The organism is Gelidibacter pelagius (assembly GCF_017581925.1).
GTDB classification, from domain to species: domain Bacteria; phylum Bacteroidota; class Bacteroidia; order Flavobacteriales; family Flavobacteriaceae; genus Gelidibacter; species Gelidibacter pelagius.
Genome location: NZ_JAGEVG010000006.1, coordinates 59,798 through 80,715 on the forward strand (window position 1 = coordinate 59,798; position 20,918 = coordinate 80,715).

At 34.1% G+C, this 20,918-nt stretch carries 14 protein-coding genes; 2 read left to right on the forward strand and 12 right to left on the reverse strand.

All coding sequences use genetic code 11. The annotated features are described in order from the left end of the window. Positions 1–5: 5 nt before the first annotated feature. From J4051_RS06520 to murJ, 7 genes are all read right to left on the reverse strand, one after another. The gene (locus J4051_RS06520) at positions 6–947 is read right to left on the reverse strand and encodes a hypothetical protein (protein WP_208233059.1); all 942 of its coding nucleotides are present in this window, start codon (positions 945–947) and stop codon (positions 6–8) included. Between the two features lie 2 nt (positions 948–949). Then, positions 950–2,383, reverse strand: a complete 1,434-nt coding sequence (locus tag J4051_RS06525; RefSeq protein ID WP_208233060.1) for an MBOAT family O-acyltransferase — start codon at positions 2,381–2,383, stop codon at positions 950–952. Positions 2,384–2,419: 36 nt separating this feature from the next. After that, positions 2,420–3,397 carry an SGNH/GDSL hydrolase family protein gene (locus tag J4051_RS06530; RefSeq protein ID WP_208233061.1) on the reverse strand — a complete coding sequence of 326 codons (978 nt, stop codon included), beginning with the start codon at positions 3,395–3,397 and terminating at the stop codon, positions 2,420–2,422. An 8-nt stretch (positions 3,398–3,405) separates the two neighbouring features. After that, the gene (locus J4051_RS06535; protein WP_208233062.1) at positions 3,406–4,839 is read right to left on the reverse strand and encodes an MBOAT family O-acyltransferase; all 1,434 of its coding nucleotides are present in this window, start codon (positions 4,837–4,839) and stop codon (positions 3,406–3,408) included. Between the two features lie 213 nt (positions 4,840–5,052). Then, positions 5,053–6,297 (reverse strand): O-antigen ligase family protein, encoded by a 1,245-nt coding sequence (locus J4051_RS06540; protein ID WP_208233063.1) that lies wholly within the window; start codon positions 6,295–6,297, stop codon positions 5,053–5,055. A gap of 3 nt (positions 6,298–6,300) precedes the next feature. After that, positions 6,301–7,362: a glycosyltransferase family 4 protein gene (locus tag J4051_RS06545; protein WP_208233064.1), complete on the reverse strand. Its 1,062-nt coding sequence runs from the start codon at positions 7,360–7,362 to the stop codon at positions 6,301–6,303. Next, positions 7,359–8,702: a murein biosynthesis integral membrane protein MurJ gene (gene murJ / locus J4051_RS06550; protein WP_208233065.1), complete on the reverse strand. Its 1,344-nt coding sequence runs from the start codon at positions 8,700–8,702 to the stop codon at positions 7,359–7,361. The genes J4051_RS06545 and murJ overlap by 4 nt, the downstream gene beginning before the upstream one ends. A gap of 869 nt (positions 8,703–9,571) precedes the next feature. On the opposite strand from murJ, the gene J4051_RS06555 reads away from it, so the two are divergent. Beyond that, positions 9,572–14,170, forward strand: coding sequence for an Ig-like domain-containing protein (locus J4051_RS06555; protein ID WP_208233066.1), 4,599 nt, complete (start codon positions 9,572–9,574; stop codon positions 14,168–14,170). A 272-nt stretch (positions 14,171–14,442) separates the two neighbouring features. Here J4051_RS06555 and asnB read toward each other — a convergent pair whose 3' ends face one another. The 5 genes from asnB to J4051_RS06580 form a co-directional block, all read right to left on the reverse strand. Then, a complete protein-coding gene (gene asnB / locus J4051_RS06560; protein WP_208233067.1) occupies positions 14,443–16,257 on the reverse strand; it encodes an asparagine synthase (glutamine-hydrolyzing) in 1,815 nt (604 codons plus the stop codon). Positions 16,258–16,593: 336 nt separating this feature from the next. Continuing rightward, entirely contained in the window at positions 16,594–16,971 is a 378-nt protein-coding gene (locus J4051_RS06565; protein WP_208233068.1) for a hypothetical protein, read from the reverse strand. 2 nt (positions 16,972–16,973) lie between these two features. Then, the gene (locus J4051_RS06570; protein WP_208233069.1) at positions 16,974–18,173 is read right to left on the reverse strand and encodes an alanine dehydrogenase; all 1,200 of its coding nucleotides are present in this window, start codon (positions 18,171–18,173) and stop codon (positions 16,974–16,976) included. Positions 18,174–18,599: 426 nt separating this feature from the next. Then, a complete protein-coding gene (locus J4051_RS06575; protein WP_208233070.1) occupies positions 18,600–19,055 on the reverse strand; it encodes a DinB family protein in 456 nt (151 codons plus the stop codon). Between the two features lie 323 nt (positions 19,056–19,378). Continuing rightward, positions 19,379–20,044, reverse strand: coding sequence for a sigma-70 family RNA polymerase sigma factor (locus tag J4051_RS06580; RefSeq protein WP_208233071.1), 666 nt, complete (start codon positions 20,042–20,044; stop codon positions 19,379–19,381). Positions 20,045–20,264: 220 nt separating this feature from the next. On the opposite strand from J4051_RS06580, the gene folE reads away from it, so the two are divergent. Beyond that, positions 20,265–20,903: a GTP cyclohydrolase I FolE gene (folE, locus tag J4051_RS06585; protein WP_236027283.1), complete on the forward strand. Its 639-nt coding sequence runs from the start codon at positions 20,265–20,267 to the stop codon at positions 20,901–20,903. The last annotated feature ends 15 nt before the right edge of the window (positions 20,904–20,918 follow it).

Sequence of the window (20,918 nt, forward strand, 5' to 3'; positions counted from 1 at the left end):
AATAATTAATTTAATTGCTCTGAATTATTTAAAATAGAGGGCAATTGTTCTGATATTTGTTCCGCTGCCCTTTTATGTCCATAACAGGTCCAATGGCTATCGTAGTCAAAGACCCAAGTTTCATCATTATTGGAATCCAAAAAGATAATGTTAAATCCGGCGGCCTGACAAATTGCAATAATGGATTTACTTGAATCAGGATGGAACACCAATGTCTTATTATTGATGGTGTAATTACACTTTATATAAGCCATAAGTTGAGTTAGTTCAGGTTGAAATTCCAGTTCTTTATTATTAGTATCTTTAGAACTGACTTCTGGTTTCTCGTCTATATTAGATAAGTTTGTTAACGGAAACCTATTATACAAGTAATACATTAGCTTCCAGGCATATAATATTTTTTTTAGGCCAGGAGTTTTCATTTTGCCATATTCTATGGTGTTGGTATCAATATTTAATTGCGTAATATCGTCCATTGGTTTTATTTGGGAAATACTTTCGTAAAAATCTTCATCATTGACGTATATTAAAAATTGAATTGGTTTGAGTGAATCAAATTGTTTGCTTATTTCTAATGCTTCAATTAGCGAAACTCCTGAACGGCCAGCTTCCATGAAATTATAATCCTTCATATTCTCTTTTAAGAAAACAGATTGATGACACTCATTTGGATTCATGAAGTTTTCAATAAAAGAATCTCCAATAACCATTATAAGATTATCATAACTTTGAGGAAGTTTTCCTGGCCAACCAAATTTATTTATTGTCCAATTGTGTTCGCCACCTTTCCAATACCCTTCTTGATTTGGAAGGTATTTTTGAACACCATGTCCATCAATCGTTCTTTGGGGTAAATCGGCCACAGCATGCGTCAACCTAACAACAACTTCACCGACAACAATAGTTATTAGTAATAACGGAAATATATTTTTAAGGAATTTTTTCATAGTTAAAACTGAAAATATATAAATTGTTGCTTTTCGCCTGTAAAGCTGAACATCAATACAATCAGCAGAATATAATAGCCCCAACGCACAGGTTTACTCATAAAATCAACATTTTCAATCGCATATTCGCCACTTCTTCCAAGCCATTCTGTTCCTACGAAAAACAGTACTAATATTAAAATCGGGATTGGAAATATTTCAATTTCTGAAAATAAAGAAAAGGAAAAAGTGTTTTTCAAATACGATATGGCGTGCGATACAGAATCTGCCCTAAAAAATATCCATGCAATAATAGTTAGTAAAAACGTAAATGACATTTGAGCAAGTTCCTTAAAACTGGGGAAATATTTCCCTTGTGCAACCAAATCTGTATTTACTCTATTTTTGTTTGTCAATAATAATGGTAAAAAGTACAAAGCATTTAATGCGCCCCAAATTATAAAGGTCCAGTTGGCACCATGCCAAAAACCACTTACTACAAAAATGATGAAGGTGTTTCTGATTTTCATTTTAAGTCCACCTCTGCTTCCGCCTAATGGAATGTACAAATAATCTCTAAACCATGTAGAAAGTGATATGTGCCAACGTCTCCAGAATTCTGCGATATCCCTAGAGAAATAAGGGAATGCAAAGTTTCTTTTTAAGTCAAATCCAAATAATCTAGAAATACCGATAGCAATGTCCGAATACCCAGAAAAATCACCATAAATCTGAAATGCAAAGAAAATGGCACCAAGTAGAAGCGTACTCCCGTTATATTCGGTATGGTTATTGAAAATAATATTGGCATACTTAGCACAGTTATCTGCAATAACAATTTTTTTGAACAATCCCCAAAGTGCTTGGCGTAACCCATCAACCGCATTACTGTAATTAAATGTCCGTTCCTTTGAAAACTGAGGCAATAAATTTGTAGCCCGTTCGATGGGTCCAGCGACTAATTGAGGGAAAAAGCTGACAAAAGCCATGAAGCCCACTATATCTTTAGTCGGTTCTAATTTTTCATTATAAACATCAATAGTATAACTTAAGGTTTGGAATGTATAAAAACTAATGCCGACAGGCAATATAATGTTAAGCGTATTGATACTGAGTTCGGCGCCAAAAAAGGTAAACGAATCTATTAAGCTTTCAACAAAAAAGTTGTAATATTTAAAAAATCCGAGAAACCCAAGGTTAACACAAATACTGATCCATAACAGTAGCTTTCTTTTTGATGGTTTTTCTGTTTTCCCCAGCGCAAGTCCTATTGTATAATCCACCAACGAACTAAATAAGATTAATGAAAGGAATCGCCAATCCCACCAGCCATAAAACACATAACTAGATACCGTGATCAATAGATTTTGAGACTTGATGCGTTTTCCTCCTATAAGCCAGTATAATCCAAATACGATTGGAAGAAACAGAAAAAATTCAATGGAATTAAACAGCATGTAATTGCATGATTTAGTTGGTTAATAGAGGTTCTGTTAGTGGTTTTTTTCTTGTATTCGTTTTATTGCCTCCACAAGTTGCATGCTTGCTTTTTGAGCGCCCTTGTAATTTGGGTGGTGATAATCCGCAAAATCCTGGTCTGTATAAATAGTATGATCATCAATAAAATTATTTAGATCAAAATAAGGATTGTTTTCTTTTGCCATATACGTTTTAAAATAAGCACCTTCATCATCTGTTTTGCTTAATTTTAATCTCGAAGGAGGATAGGCTGTTCTTACACAAACTAACTTTGCATTATTGGATTTGACAAGATGCTCAATTTTTTTAAAATACTTATCAAAACGATTTTTGTCGAATGTTGTATTTTCAAAATTGGAGATGGGTCCAAAATTAGACACTTGTGCTTTACTGGCTGTTAGGGTATCATGCAGATAACCCTTGATCCATTGATCTTCTTTTCTAAGTGATTTATTATTTGAAAACACCCCGATGATGTCTTGTTTTATATAATTCTTAAATTTCACTACTGGAATGCTGAAGTTTAGAATTCCAGCTGTGCCGTAGCCTTTGGCAATGAGATTATATCTTCTTTGATTGGAATTAAAGAAAGAAGAATTAGAATAAGTTTGGTAGTAATCATAGATATCATCTGAGGCCTCAAAAAACAGATCCAAGATGATATATTTTGGTTTTTGATATTCAAAAATTTCTTCTAAACTGTAATAGGTCTCAGCAATATCTTGGGCTGATGTGGCCATATTATATGAGTTTGTATTTAGAAATGAGTCAATAATAATTGGATTAAATGAAGCATAAGCTCTGCTGGTACCAACAATGATCAAGTCATAAGTATTTTTGTTTTGATGAATAGCTTCCCATTTAAGGTAATTTCTATTCGTTTTATTTCGAACAGATTTATGGGTGGGATATTCATATATAATCGCAATAATTACATTTACCAATATAAACACTAACACACCTAAGGAAACTTGTTTTAAAAATTTTTTCATTTATAATATTAAAACTGAAAATAAATAAATGCTTGCTCTTCTCCAGTAAAGAGAAACATAAGCATAATGAGCAACATATAGAAAGACCAGCGCATTGGTTTTTTCATAAAATCTATTCGTTCCAAGGCGTGTTGATCATGTCTTCCCAACCACTCAATACCCAAAAAAACGGAAACTAAAAACAATACGGTATATGGAAGAATTACAGGTTTTGAAAACAGAGAACTATTGAACATGTCCAATAAGTATCTGAACGCATGGGAAACAGAATCGGCCCTAAAAAATACCCAAGCCACAGTTGTGATGAAAAAAGTAAAGGCCATTTGAACAATTTCCCTAAAATTGGGCAACAGTTTATTTTGGGCCACTACATCGGTATTCACCCTATTTTTTTTAGCGAGCAATAATGGTAAAAAATATAAGGCGTTCAGTCCTCCCCAAACAATAAAGGTCCAATTAGCGCCATGCCAAAACCCACTAACGAGAAATATGATAAAAACATTTCTTATTTTTTTATTCAAACTTCCTCTGCTTCCTCCCAAAGGAATGTAGATATAATCTCTGAACCAGGTAGATAATGAGATGTGCCACCTTCTCCAAAATTCTGCAATGTCCCTTGAGAAGTATGGGAATGCGAAATTTTGCTTAAGGTCAAAACCAAAAAATCTAGAAATACCGATGGCGATATCCGAATAGCCTGAAAAATCACCATAAATTTGAAATGCAAATAAAAGCGCTCCCAAAAACAGTGTGCTGCCAGAATAGTCATTTGAGTTATTAAATATAGTATTTGCATATTTTGCACAATTGTCTGCAATAACTACTTTTTTGAATAAACCCCAAATCATCTGTCGCATTCCATCAACGGCATTTGCGTAGTGAAACTCCCTTTTCTTATAGAATTGAGGTAATAGATTTGTAGCACGTTCTATAGGGCCAGCAACTAGCTGTGGAAAGAAGCTTACAAATGCAAAAAATGAAATTATATCCTTGGTTGGCTCTAGGCGTTTGTTATAAACATCAATGGTATAACTTAAGGTTTGGAACGTATAAAAACTAATACCAACGGGAAGTATGATATTAAGGGTACCAGCACTTATTGTTGACCCAAAAAACGTAAATGAAGCTATAAAACTTTCAACAAAAAAGTTGTAATACTTAAAGAATCCCAAAAAACCAATATTAACACTAATACTTGTCCATAATAGTAATTTGCGTCTTTTAGGCCTCTTTTCGCTATTTAGAAGCACTCCAATACCATAATCTAAAAATGAGCTAAATATAATGAGTGATAAAAACCTCCAATCCCACCAGCCATAAAAAACATAGCTAGCAAAAACAATGAGAAAATTTTGAAACTTTAAGTTTTTGCCAAAAACAAACCAATAGAGTGTAAATACAATGGGGAGAAATATAAAAAACTCTAGCGAATTAAAAAGCATAAATAGTTAAATTTGGGTCAGTTCCATTTTGGGCCATAATAATTTAAAGTAAATATGCTGTATCTTATTGAAATCATCAAAATTATTCTTTGAATTACAACTTTCCTACTTTTATCTGCATTATAAACAGAAGAATTAAATCAAGACAGTTGAAAAATCGAGAGATGATAAATTATGAATTATTTTATTTTTAATATCATGGCAAGTTTTTAATCAAGTCAGAAAATCTTTAAACATGGAGCGTGATGAATTATCAGAAATACTATTCAAATGTTCATCATCATTAAAATCTACGAGATAACCCAAATAAATAAACAATGCCACTAAATAAGGTTGATTTATTATACTCTGTAAACTCAGCATGAATATGCACAATGCGATTAAAACAGGAAGCACAAAAAATCTAATATGTGGTGGGCTTGCAATAGCCTTGGAGAAATATCTTCCAAGCATAAATAAGAAGAAGATAAGTACAAAAACACCAGCATCTGCCCATACACCTATAATGGTATTATGTCCTTGATGAGAATTTGCAAAATTGATTCCATTTCCTAATACTGGATTTTTATAAACATAATGCAATAATTCATTTACTAATTCACTTCTTCCAGAATCATCAACCCTGTCAAAATTAAATGATAAAATATTAACAATATTGTTTATTTTATCTCTTTGTTGCCCTACTAAATTAACGTTTGCGGTTAAACTATTTAGATTTAATAGTAAAATATAAACAAGAGGTAGCAAGCTTATACCTAAAATAATTCTAATGCCTTTAAAAAACTTGTAATTTAGCATTATTAATGAAATGACAAAAACCATAAACCCGGTATTTGAAAAAGTAATGAACAAACTATAAGCCGTGACAGTTAATAGAATTAACCTTAAAATTTTCAGAAATTTGCTTTTAGATTTAAAGGTTTGAAAAACAAAAATAAATGAAATAATTGAGACTAAGGCCATTTGGTTAGCATCTCCATAAACACCTGAAGCTCTGTCTATTATATAGATATATTTGCCGCCTACCTGATCTATATCGAAATCTATACTTTTCCAGTAAATTGAAATCACGCAAGATAATACGAAGGATATAAGAGCCACTTTTTCAAATAAAATTCTATTATTTGATAAGCTTAAATAATAATAAAATCCTAAAACATAAAAAAATGGAATGACAGCTAATAGTATATTGGAATTAAAATAATTGATAGCACTTGCCAAAAAGGCAAACAAGAAATAAAGCACATAAAAAACAATCCATAAGGCAGAAGTTTTGGAAAGTTCTCCTCTGTTTTTAATGATTAGGCCTGTTCCTAATACAATTAGACATAGATTTCCGTATGCTATACCTTGAGCAAGTGTTGATGAAACTAAATAAGTAACTATAACTTGTGCATTGAGTACAGTAACCACAAAGGGAAATAGAAAACAGAGATGTACAACTAGTTTATTTTTCATCGATTATAGTGCTTCAAACATCTCTAAATATCTCATATAAATTTTTTCGATTTTGAATCTATCTAAAGAATCAATACCCTTTTTTGCAAATTCTATTCTTTTTTCTGGTTGTTTAATTAATTCATCTAATTCTTTACACATTAATTCAGAATTTTGATTTTCTACCAGAATACCATTTACGTTATGAGTAATGATTTCAGATGGTCCGGAAATACAATCATAAGCTATGCAAGCCATACCTTGAGACATAGCTTCAATTAGTACCATTGGTAAACCCTCAAATCGAGAAGTCATAATGTAAATTTCAGAATCTCTCATAACATTTGAAATTTGTGTTGAAAAATCTTCAAAAGTCACTTTATCATTTAGTTTTTCTTTTTTAGCTAAATCTATTAAAAACTTTGATCCTTCTTCTCCACCACCTATTAGTCTCAGATTCCAACCAGGATTTTTTAATAAAACGGGCCCAATCATTTTTAGTAAATTATCAAAACCTTTATGATGGTACCTATCGAGATCCCCGACAGCTAAGATAGTTTTGTTCCGATTTCTTGTTTTTTCTCTGTAAATTTCAAATGCGCACGGATTTGGCACAACATAAACCTTAACATTTCGATTTTCATAATATTCCTTGTCAAAGTTGGTAAGAACCGTTAGTGCATTACTAAATTTATAAGCATATTTCCTAGTTATTTGACCAATGAAATTTGTTTTTTCAAGATGGTTATTGTGTTCAGAAGCTATAATCTTAATGCCATATAATTTACTAACAATTATTCCAATCAAATTGGTCTGAATCATAGATGTAATTAATACTTCAGGTCTGTTGTTTTGAGAGTTATAATATTGCATTAAGTTGACAAAGCTTCTTGTCATGTGGTTTTTTATCTTTCCATGATGCAATTTAATACGTTTTATATTTTGAGTTGGTTTCCATATATCTGGTCCGTTAAAAGTTATTACTGAAATATCATGTTCTTTTTCTTTAAAATAATTAGCTAACAAAACTAACACACGTTCAGCACCTCCCGAGGCGAGTGAATTTACAAGAAAATCTATTTTCATAAATTAAGTTTTTTGTATAATTTATATGTATATCCAAAATAAAAACAACTACTTATAATAAACACTAAAGAAGTGCTCATGGCCAACCCGAAAACGCCATAGTGCTTAATTAATATAGTATTTAATATTATATTAACAATTAAATTAACTAACGAAATCCAAGCCATGAAGCTGTTTTTATTAATGCTTGTCAAAAATTTAACAATAATTAAGGTACAGAGATAGAACGGGACATTTAATAGTAAAATTTGTTGGATGGTCGAAACTTTTATAGTGTCATTATGGGTAAATTGATTTCTCTCTAACCATAATTGAATAACCCAATCAGATAATAAAATTCCGATTATTGAAGCAATTAGTACGGTTCCAAATATCCATTTTAAAATCTTAAATAAATATTGATAGGCTATTTTAAGATCTTCATTAACCATTCTTGAAAAATGAGGCAATAAGACGTTTCCTAAAGACATAATTACAATGGAAACACCAAATGCTGGTATTCTGTTTGCGTAACTTAGAGCAGCTAAAGAACCAACAATAAGTTGGCCAGCAAAAAATTGATCAATAAAGTTATTCATTGCAGAAAGAAAACCTGAAGTTATTTTGGGCGGTAATTGCTGTATCATTAACCTAGAATTACTATTCAAAATCAGTTTTCCTAACGAAATAGCTTTGAGCTTTATTGAATAAAACAATAAAAATGTAAAACTGATAATCGTACCCGTCAAAGTACCATAGGCCAAAACCATTGGCCCGAGTATTTCCAATAAGTGTAAAAGAAATAAGATTGTTGTGAATAAAGGTAAGAGACCTACAATAGTGGATATGAAAAACCTATTGTCAACTTCCAATAATCCCGTAAGTACAGATTCAATTCCCCAAAAAAACAAACATGGTAAAATAATGTAAAATTGGCTTTTCACTAATTGATAATTAGCTTCTGGTTGATTGGGATAAACTATATCCAAGAAAAAATCGAATGAAAAAAACGTTATTAAAATCGAAAGAAGTGAAACACCAATCGTCATTGTGAAAACGACACTTTGAAAACTTGATTTATTATCACCGTTTTTTAATTCAGTAATATAGTTTGGTATAAACAAGTTTGTTAGTGAGCTAATAAAAACACTATTTATAAATGTAGGTAGCAAAGAAGCTATTATAAAAGTATCTATGACTTCGTTTAATCCAAAGCTACCTGCAACAATGGTTTCCTTGTAAAACGCAACTATCTTAATTATGAAAGTAAGAACTGCAACAATAGCCATACTTTTCATAACAGGGTTCCGCATAGTATTGTTTGCTTTTCCTAATATATTTTTTAATTGGGTAATTAACATTTTAAGTTGTCAAGAGTGTTTTTCATTGCAGTCAAAAATATACTCAAGGAGATATTAATTTTAGGGAATATTACATAATCTCTAAAAGTTCGATTGGATTTTATCTAAAGGTTGTAGAGTCAATATTGGCGAAATGTTCTTGTAATCCACAAATATGGAAAAAATAATTGAAATCAAGATAAATATTGTATTAAGTTATTTGTTATGGTTTTCACCGCATTATTTTTAAAATCCATGTAGTTAACGACAACATTATTTGTCCATTAAATAAAGGTTATTTTTGTTCGATATTAATAAATCGTGTAAGAGTTTTTGTGAATCTTATTTAATTGTTCGAGAATTTCTCATTGTGGAATGCTTTTTATTATCAGTAGCCGACTCTCTTAGTTACTCATGATTTTTTTATTTTTTACAATTTAAACCAATTTGCTATTGTTTCACGGTGAGCTAAATTTTTTACTTATACCATTCTTCTTAAAAAGGAAATCTTTTGATTTAACTTATTGGTTATGTGTTTTTATTAGAAAAATATTTTATTAAACTTTAATGCAGTGATTTTATGATGTGCCCGTTCTATGTTGATTAAAATCGAATTCTCACTTTATAATTTTTTTTGTATTATGTATAGTAAATTCGATAAACTGTTAAATTTAACGTTGAGAAACATCTAAATCAATTTTCTACCCGTATATAACAACAATGATTAGTAATTAAAAACAAAGTAATACTTACCCTACAATATTTTGCATCTTGTCGAATACTTATGTATTATTATGCCTTTTGTCGAATAAAACGGCTCTTTAGCATATTTCAATCCTTTAATTTTATAGATTGCAGACCTTCTTATAATCAGAAAAAGTAAAAATTTTATGAAAGCCCCTAAAATCACATTAAGTCAAATTGGTTATATACCAATATTCATTTTATTATTTTCATTTCTAAATATAAATGCTCAACAGATAGCATTTCCTAGTGCTAAAGGTGCTGGTGCTTATTCTACTGGTGGACGAGGTGGTCAGGTTATTCACGTCACTACATTAAATTGGGATGGACCAGGAAGTCTAAAAGAAGCTATTAAAACTAAGGGACCTCGCACAATTGTCTTTGATGTAAGTGGCGAAATTGATGCTACAAGCCAAGGTAATTATGAAGATTTAATTGTTGGTTCTGATTATGATAACATTACTATTGCGGGACAAACCGCTCCTCATGGAGGTATTACAATAAGGACTTCTTTTATAATTTTTAGAGATGTAGATAATGTCGTCGTAAGATATATAAGATTTAGGAATACAAATAAATATTCGAGTTCAGACCCAATATGGAATCAAGGTGGTAGTAATATAATATTTGACCATTGCACTTTCAGCCATGGTAATGACGAAGCATTAGACTTTTCTTATAGTTTGGGAACAATGGGAAATGTTACAATTCAAAATTGTTTTCTTCAAGATAGTAAAACAGGAGTTATATTGGGAGTGGATTCAAGTGGGAACCCTACACCTTTACCAGACTTAGGCGATTTTACTTTTGTCAATAATGCAATAAGCAATATATCACATAGATTTCCAAACCCACAGGGAGGAGGGCAATATGATATCGTGAATAATGTGATTTATAATTGGAAAGAAAGACTTATTAGAGTTACAAATGAAGGTACTTATAACATTATAAATAATTATTATAAAACATCTGCTCAAGGATTAAGAAGAAGTGGTTGGTTTCCTGGGACAGGTGTTATTACAACTCGATTACATAAACTACAAGCACAAACGTATAACAACCCCTTAATTTATACATCAGGAAGCTTAATAACAGGGCAAAGAGAAGTTCCACAAGTTGATGATAGTGACATGTGGACTTATTTTGCTGGATCACACTCTTCATTTCGAGAGGGTAATCCAGTTGCTGCCAAATTCTTTACTAAAATACAATTTCCATTTAAAGGAGTTGACTTTACAATAAAAACGGCACATCAAGCCTATATTGACGTTCTAAATGACGTTGGTGCAAATAAAACATTAAATGCTGATGGTACTTTAAATGAATACCAAGACACTAAGGATGCTGCTGATATTCTAATGATACAAAATGATAGTTTTGTTAGCTATGATAAAAATGATTTCTCATATCCACCTCTAAGTGAAGTACCATACCCAACTATCCCTAGAAACACAAGATCAGCAAACTTCTACATCTCCAACCCCCACATCCCAGAAATATGGCTTAAAGCCAACGTTCCGGAAGGCCAAGACCATAATGACATTGCGCCAAGTGGTTATACTTGGTTGGAAGAGTATTTAAATGGTGTAGATCGGACTGGAGAGGTTGCTGCAGTAGCTGTTGAAAGTGTTGAAGTCACACCAAGTACCGCAAGAGTTCAAATATTGGAAACCCTTCAATTATCCGCAAGCTTTACACCTTCTAATGCTACCAATAAAAACGGTACATGGATTTCCAGTGACGAAGACATCGCGACGGTTGATACCAAAGGACTTGTGACAGCTGTTTCGGTAGGTGAGGTGACTATAGCTTTTACAAGTGCAGACGGTGGAATAAAAGCCACCTCCTTAATAACGGTTTTTCCGGAAGCGCTCCAGGCGAGCGCAGGTACTGACCAAGAAGTTTGTGTAGGTACAACCACCACACTCACCGCAAGTGGTGGCACAAATTATGTTTGGAGTACAGGAGAAACTTCAGAGAGTATTGAAGTCACCCCTGAGACCACAACTACTTACACTGTTACAGTGTCAGATGAAAATGATCAATCAGAAGAGGCTAGTGTCACGGTTACAGTTAGTGCCATTCCGACCGCAAATGCAGGAGAAGATCAAACTATTTGTAATGGTGAAACAACAACGCTTACGGCCACTGGAGGATCATCATACCTATGGAGTACCGGTGAAACCACAGCTTCGATAGAAGTAAATCCAGAAGTAGACACCGTTTATAGTGTTGAAGTGAGTACTAATGGTTGTTCTAGTACAGATGAGGTTAGTGTTTCTGTGAAAGATGCTCCAGAACTTGTAATAACTGGCGATTTGATAATTTCTGAAGGTGAATCTACAACACTCACAGTGAATGGAGGGGGTAATTATGAATGGAATACTGGTGAAACTTCTGAATCAATTACAGTAAGCCCAACAGTTACGACCACTTATTCCGTCAGTTCTATTAGTCCTGCTGGTTGTTCGAGTAATGCAAATATCACTGTTACGGTAGCTCAGCAAGTTTCTGCCAATGCCGGTCAAGACGTTGCTATTTGCGTTGGAACAAGCACAATCTTAACTGCCACTGGAGGTTCAATCTACCAATGGAGCAATGGTGCCACAACCGATAATATTGAGGTAAGCCCAGACGCAACTACCACCTATTCGGTTACGGTATTTGATAGCACAGGAACCAATTCTGATACAGATGAAGTTACGGTAACGGTCAATCCGCTGCCAACTGTAGATGCAGGGAGCGGTAGTACTATTGATGCAGGAGAAAGCGTCACATTAACTGCAACAGGTGCTACTACCTATAAGTGGAGCAACGGGGCAACTGGTGCGACCATTAATGTGAGTCCCACGGCGACCAGGACCTACACCGTGACCGGAACAAGAAATGGTTGTGAGGCTACAGACAAAGTAAAAGTAATAGTAAGAAACACTGTTGAGGTTATCGCCGATGCCGGTGTTGACCAAAGCATTTGTGCCGGATCAAGTGCGACTTTAACTGCCACTGGAGGTTCTACCTATTTGTGGAGCACGGGAGCTACAACCGAAAGTATTTCGGTTAGCCCATCTTCGACAACCACGTATTCGGTTACTGCTTACGATGAATCCGGCCAAAATTCTGATACAGATGAGGTCAAAGTAACGGTCAACGCTCTGCCTGCGGTAGATGCTGGAAGTAATGTTAAAATCAATTCAGGAGAAAGCACAACATTAACTGCAACGGGAGCTACCACGTATAAGTGGAGTACCGGTTCTACTGGCTCGAGTATTACCGTGAGTCCCACGGCGACAAGGACCTACACTGTAATAGGTACACGAAATGGTTGTGAAGTTGCAGACACAGTAGAGGTTACCGTTTTAAACCCTGTTGAAGTTATCGCCGATGCCGGTGTGGACCAAAGCATTTGTGCCGGATCAAGTGCGACTTTAACTGCCACTGGAGGCTCTACCTATTTGTGGAGCACGGGAGCTACAACCGCAAGTATTTCGGTTAGCCCATCTTCGACAACTACGTATTCAGTTACTGCTTATGATAGCACAGGCAAATATTCTCATATCGATGAAGTTAAGGTAACGGTCAACTCAATGCCAACAGTATCTGTGGGTAAAAATATCACAATTACTTCTGGAGAAAGCACTAAATTGACCGCATCTGGAGCGCAATCCTATAAATGGAGCACAGGCGAAACTGGGGCAAGCATTAATGTAAGTCCAACTTCAACCACGACTTACACTGTAACAGGAACAAGAAATGGTTGTGATGCCATTGCTACAGTTAAGGTTATAGTAGAAAAACCTCAAGTAGTTGTCGCTCGTGCAGGTGGAAATAAAGATATTTGTCAAGGTTCACCGGTCACATTAACTGCGACAGGTGGAGATCGTTATTTATGGAGTACAGGTGCTAAGACGGCAAGTATAACGGTTAATCCAAAAACGACAACTAAGTATTCTGTTACGGCATATATTGGAGAAGCATCTGGTACGGATGAAGCCACGGTTAAGGTAAGTCCTAAGCCAAATGTTAAGATCGTTAATGGTTCCGAAGCGGCTATTCTTGAAGGGGAATTTATAACCTTATCAGCTCAAGGGGCCAATCGATACGAGTGGAGCAATGGTGCGACCCAACCAAATATTGCGGTACGTCCTACGAAAACTAAAACCTATGAGGTTGTCGGATACACTAACGATTGCTCTTCCGAAAAATCCATTAAGGTAAATGTCTTTGAAAAAATTGTCGCCAATGCAGGTGATGATGTGGCCATCTGCCTGAACGGAAGCACAGTTCTAACTGCAAAAGGCCCTGCCAATAGTGAATACTTGTGGAGTACTGGAGAGGTTACTAAAAGCATAACCGTTAGTCCAGATAATGACACTGAATATTCAGTGATGGTTTACCATGCTTTAGATTCTGACACTGACAGTGTGATGGTGAGTGTTCGAAATTGTGAAACCTCGCAAATTGTCGATGATAATGTGACCATAGAAGATGATACGACGTTAGAGCTTTTGATTCATCCAAATCCTACGTACGGTGAGGTTCACATAAAAATTTCGGGGCTATCTGACGCATCAAGTATCTATTTGTATGACCTTTCGGGTAAATCTTTATACACTGAAGCAATCAGTGTAAATGACCATCAGGGTTATAATAAAACAATCGATTTATCAGATTTTGCATCTGGAATATATTTATTACAATTAGTGGATAACCAAAGAGTGATCACCAAAAAAATAGTTTTGAGATAAGTCTCAAAAAAATAGAAGATTGACTGAGCCATGGATTATTTCTGTGGCTCAGTTATTTTTTATAAGGGACGATAGACTCTACAGTTACTAAAGAATCATAGTTTTTAACTTGTAATGCTAAGAATAGTGTAGTCCTTAAATGACTTATTAAACTTAGAACATTTGGCTACTATCCTATCAATTGAATAATGATTATAAAGTCAACATTCGAGGAAGAACATTTCTTAACCAACACATTCGGAAGAGTTTCTTGTAATTAATGGAAAGAACCTTTATGAATTTTGCCTAAACCCAAATTCGTCGTACCACTTGCTCAAAACATATAGTTTCCAGATATATGCCGTATGGTCCTCTTTCTGTTCCATATGTTCAGATAAAAGCCTTTTAAATTTAAGAACATTTAGATTGGGAACCTTATTTAGGAACTCATCATTCAAGGCTTTTAAAAATTCCTCCTTAAGTTCTGTTCGCATCCAATCACCAATGGGTACGGCAAATCCACGTTTAGGTTGATTAAACACTTCTTCTGGGATATAATCTTTTAGAATATCACGCAGTATTTTTTTCTGTTTTCCTTTTTCATACCTAAAATGCATAGGTAGTGTTCTGGCATATTCTACAATTCTATAATCTAAGAATGGGCTTCTCACTTCAACGGAAAATGCCATACTGGCTCTATCAACTTTTACATTGCTGTCATTTTCCAACCATAATTTAATATTCAAATCTGCAGCTTTCTGTAAGAAATTATTAGACCAAGTTTTATAGCCTTGATAATGCTTCATGTAATCCTGCTTTTTCTCATTTAGAAGAAATCCCTTTCTAGAAAAAATATTTTCGATAAAGTCATTTCTGCTTTTTGTATTCAAAGCATTCTTAATTCTATCAGTGTTCATCCCAAAAAGCTTTAAAACTCCCGATTTCACTATGAGTTTTCTAATAGCGTAGGGTATATCCATTATTCTTTTGTTTCGCATCAATGAATCAAAATGTTCATAACCTATAAAACTTTCGTCTCCACCATCACCTGAAAGAGCAACTGTAACATATTGTTTGGTGATTTTATTAAGTAATAATGATGGTAACGCTGAGCTATCTGCAAAAGGCTCGTCATAGACTTCGGTGAGTTTTGGAATGAGTTTTAAAATATCATTAGGAGTGCAAATAATTGTTTTATGGGTTGTATTGAGAATTTTGGAATATTGTTCCGCTATCTTACTTTCATCGAATTTAGGATCATCAAACCCAATGGAAAACGTGTTTATTTGTGAAGGAGACACTTTTGCTGCAAGACTAGAAACCAAAGCAGAATCTATACCTCCTGACAAAAATGAGCCAATAGGCACGTCCGATTGAAGCCTTATTTTAACAGCATCCAAAAGCAAATCATGTAGTTCGCTTTTGGCATCCTGGTATGAAATGTCTTTAACTTTAACAGGTTTTAAGTTCCAATATTCTTCGATATTTAAAGTTTTGTTGTTTAAATCAATTTCCATATAATTCCCGGGAGGAAGCTTAAACACCTCATCCACAATCGTATAGGGGCTAGGTATAAACATACAGTCCAAAAACATGGAAATGGCGTCTTCGTTAATCTTCTTGTCCGCAAGCATTGGCTTAATTTGACTGCAAATTTCAAACTTACCGTTCTCCCAATAGTAGTAAAATGGTTTAACCCCAAGCCTGTCTCTTGCAGAAAACAACCTATTTGTCTCTGCGTCGTAAATTGAAAACGCAAACATGCCGTTTATCTTTTCTAGAACGGCTTTCCCCCATTGCTTATACCCAATTAGAAGAACCTCTGTATCACTTTCTGTTTTAAAGATATAACCTAAATCTTGAAGCTCTTTTTGAATTGTTTTATAATTATAAATTTCCCCATTATAAACAATTGTAAAATTCTCAAAATCCATGGGTTGGTTGGAACGTGTGTTTAAATCTAAAATGGAAAGACGCAAGTGACCAAACGTTAGATGATTTATTTTTTTAATTCCTTTAAAGTCTGGGCCTCTGTAGGAAATTGAATCAAGCTTAGTATCGATTTCCTCGAGTTGGTAAGGAATATTTGTTAAATATATACCACACATAGTATTAGTTTTATGTAAAAAAAAGATATTTTTATTTGAAAAGCACTAGTATTTCAAAAAAGTTTAACTCTTTTGGAAAGCAGGATGACTCGTTGAATTGTTGGGGATTTCATTGATTAAAATTATGTTTGAAATATCATTTTATAATTCAAATTTCTGTTACCGAAGCCATTGTTGAGGTAGGTAAGCGATAAACCGAATGTTAACATTTTTAATGGTTATGGACTCACTATCCTTAAAAGGTAGCCCTATATGCTTACTAGTTGATTGGATCAATCAAAATAAGTGAGCAATGACTTAAGCAATCATTCGCCATGGAATATTTTTATAGCTCAGTTATTTTTTAAAGCGGACGATAGATTCTACAGTTACTAAAGAATCGCAGTTTTTAACTTGCATTTTGAAATTCTGCTCTTTATAGCTGTTCTCAATGATATAAGTCTTGCATAATTCGTTTTTGGTATCACTTTCCGAAAAATTGACATTCCCATGTTTGATCATCTCAGAAACAACAACAGTATCCATTTCAAATGATCGCATAGCAAATAATGCATCTTCTGAATATGTTTTTTGTTTTAGTGAGATGTTTTTTGTAGTCCGTGCGTTGGGACTGTAGGCACATGAGGTTTTTTTGCCACTTAAGAAAAAGAATAGAATAATTAAACCTATAGAAAAGCCGCCTAAATAATAGCCGACACGATGGATAAATTTCATGGTTAAAAAATTAAAAGATTGACATCACTGTATTTTAAATCAAACCAATTGGCAACCAATTTGCTTGTTAAAATACCGTGGTAAAAGTACAATCCATTTTTTAAACCCCGATCAAATCTGAGGGCATTTTCGATTCCGCCATCCTCTCCAATTTTCAAAAGATAAGGTGTGAACATGTTACTTATTGATACAGAGGCTGATCGGGAATAGCGTGCAGGAATATTTGGCACACAATAATGGACAATGCCGTTATATTCAAAAGTTGGCTTATCATGGGTAGTGACCTCACTGGTTTCAAAACAACCGCCCATGTCAATGCTGACATCAATAATTACAGCTCCAGCTTTCATACAGTCTACCATAGCTTCAGTAACCACAACAGGTGCTCTGTTGGTGCCTCTTACTGCGCCAATGGCAACATCACATCGCTTCAAGGCTTTGATGAGGTTCTTTGGTTGCAGTGTTGAAGTGTATAGTGTTCTGCCCAAATGGGATTGGACCGATCTTAGCTTGGTAATGGAATTGTCAAAAATCTTAACATTTGCACCCAATCCAATGGCAGAACGGGCAGCAAATTCGCCTACCGTTCCGGCGCCAATAATAACGACTTCGGTTGGAGGCACACCACTGATATTTCCAAACATCAATCCATTGCCACCATTGATATTCGATAATAATTCGGCCGCAATAAGAATCGAGGCAGTTCCTGCAATTTCGCTCAAAGACCGAACCGCAGGGTAAGAGCCATCATCGTCTTTTATAAATTCGAATGCCAAGGCCGTAATGCGTTTGGTGGCCAAGGTTTCAAAGTATTTTTTGCTTTGTGTTTTTAGTTGCAGCGCTGAGATCAATAATGTCTGCGGGTTGATGAGTTTAATTTCATCTAAAGAAGGTGGTTCAACTTTTAAGATGATAGGGCAGGAGTACACTTTGGCGGTATCCTTGGTTATTTCGGCACCTGCTTCACTATAGGTTCTATCCTTAAAATTTGCACCATCCCCAGCACCAGCTTCAATCATGACCCGATGGCCGTTGGACACCAAGGCAGATACAGCGTCAGGAGTTAAGCAGACGCGCTTCTCCTGAAAATAGGTTTCTTTGGGAATACCAATAAAAAGATTTCCCTTTTTTTTGAAAATTTCCAGAGTTTCTTCCTGAGGAAGTAATTGTTCCCGGGTAAAAGGAGAAATGGATTTGCTCATTTGACTTTGAAATAAGCACTGAAATTACAAATAATTTTTCGATTTGAATTGTCTAATTAAAATTTTGCATATCCGCAATTAATCCTAAAAAATTGAGATTGCACATTTAATATCCGAATAAGCCTTGCCCCGCCTAAAGGATGGGTTATTCTCAAATTAATTAATCATTTGAGATTTTTGCTTCCTTTAGTCCCGATAACAATCGGGAGGGCAAACAAAAAATCGGCATTGTGTTTTCAGTTTTTAATTCTTAGGACGAAAAGTGGATATGCAAATTAAAAATAATCGAAATTGAATAATCGCGATGTTTGGAGAATTTTGTTGCTCTGGTCAAGAGTTTAAAAGTCTATGAGATTTGTGGTAATGTCACAACTATTATTCCCATAATGTTTTTATTAAGTTGTAGATGACAGATTATCCATGTCATTAAATAAATTTTTGAATACCTATCATCGCACCTAAATGCAAGCCTTCGTGGTAATTATTAAAAATAATGGCATCTTCGATAGAGTCCATATTTAACCCGATGAGTGTTTTGCGTGGTGCAAATGAATTAAAAAGTTGATTTGAATAATCAGTTTTAGTTTTGTCGATTAAAGAAATCAGTAGCTCTTTTAACTCATTGACTTCGGCATGATTAGTTTTTCCTGTTGGGAAAGTTCCCGGTTTATATAAATTGATCATGTCATCTGTAATATATCCAAGTAGGGTAGAAGTATTGTAAAGTAATGCCTGCTGCACCACTATGACGTGTCCAATATTCCAAATAAGATTGTTGTTGAAGCCCTGAGGTATTATATTCAACTGTTCTAAGGAATAATTTTCAAAATATTCCAATAAAATCTTTCTGTTGATGTTCCATAAATTGAATTCTGTTTCCATTTTATTCCCACCAGTGGGTTTTAATACCCCGAGGCTTGCCTCGATCGAAAAGACAATTTCTTATTCAAACTTTGAGAGCTTGCCCGCCTGTGCCGGTCGGATGGGTCCCGAGGTTCTTGATTATATAATTATTTGTTTTAAGATATTGCTTCACTATTCAAAAAGTTTAATTTATTTATCCCAAAAGAGACTTTTGTGAAGTGAATCTTCATATTGATTATTTATCGATGGTATTAAAAGATCCGAATGCACTGAGTTTTTCACTGTTTTCTCAGATATAAGAAACAGAAATGGCAAACATTCCAATTAGATATAGCAATTGATTATTTATTTGAATAATTCCTATAAATATGATCCATAACATTGGCTACAACATGATCACACTTTGAATTTCCGAATTCAAAAATACTTGAGTAATCGGTTAAATTTAAAATAGAATTCCTTAGCAGAAACCGTGCTCTATATAAGCGAACCTTAACGTTAGTTTTGGTCAATTTCAAGCATTTTGATATTTCAGAGATATCCATGTCTTCTACTTCTCTCAGCATATAGACTGCTTTGTACTTTTCAGGCAAGGTATTTATTGCTTTCTCCATAAAACATGAAGATTCTTTATATATCGTATGTCGTTCAGGATTCATTGTGTTTTGATCTACTATCTGTAAAAAATTATCATCTTGTTGCAAAGAAATGGTGGTATGCTTTGGCGATTTTCGCTTTCGCTGCAGTGCCTCATTGATGCCAATCCTAATCAACCAGGTAGAAAATTTTGACTCATTTTTAAATTGGTATAATTTTTCGAAGGCTTTAATATAAGTGTCTTGCATTGTGTCTTCCACATCGGTTAATAAGTAACTTCTAATTGTCCTATATAATAGTTCATTATAGCGTCTCATTAAAATTTCGAATAATTGAACTTCACCTTCAAGTATTTTTTCAATTATCGCCGCCTCAGTCAATTGCTTTTCTGGTGTTGTTTTGGTATACATAACGATTGCTGTTTGTCTTTAGATGCGAATTCATGGGACTGGTTACAAAATTTGTAACCTTTTTTTAAGATGCTCATCTAAACTAAAGGGCCATGAGTTAAAGGCGATGGCATTTTGTTAACTGCTCAACTTTTAATAATTCTGAATTTTGAACTATTTATCTAAAATGCACCACGAAGCTTAATGTAAATTTTAAACTAATTAAAACAAAAAATTAATTATGGGAATTAATGGAAATAGAGTTCTTGAATCTACTATGTATTCAAGTAGAAAAACACAAATAGATGACATAGAGGATCATGAAAAACTAGAAACTATACAATATCATTTTACCAAAATAATGGAGGCACTCGGTCTGGATCTCAAAGACCCAAGTTTAAAGAAAACTCCAGAACGAGTTGCGAAAATGTATGTCAATGAGGTGTTTAGAGGATTGGATGAGAAAAATTTTCCGAAAATCTCATTTTTTGATAACACCAACAACTATAAGGACATGCTGATGGTTGAAAATATTAGTATGTATTCTTATTGTGAGCATCATTTTGTGCCTTTTTTCGGAAAAGTTGTTGTGGCTTATATGCCTAAAGACAAAGTGATTGGATTATCTAAAATTAACCGAATTGTTCAATTTATTGCCAGTAAACCCCAGATACAAGAAAAGCTCACGGTTGAAATTGGTCAAAAATTATCGGAGCTTTTAAAAACCGACGATATAGCTGTTTTTATAGAAGCTACTCATTTATGTGTGGCCTCTCGTGGCGTAAGAGATGAGAAAAGTGTGACCAAAACAAACTTCTTTGGTGGAAAGTTCCTAAAGGACAAAATGAAAAATAGGTTTTTTAATGCCATTGGAAAATAATATCTAAAACTATTT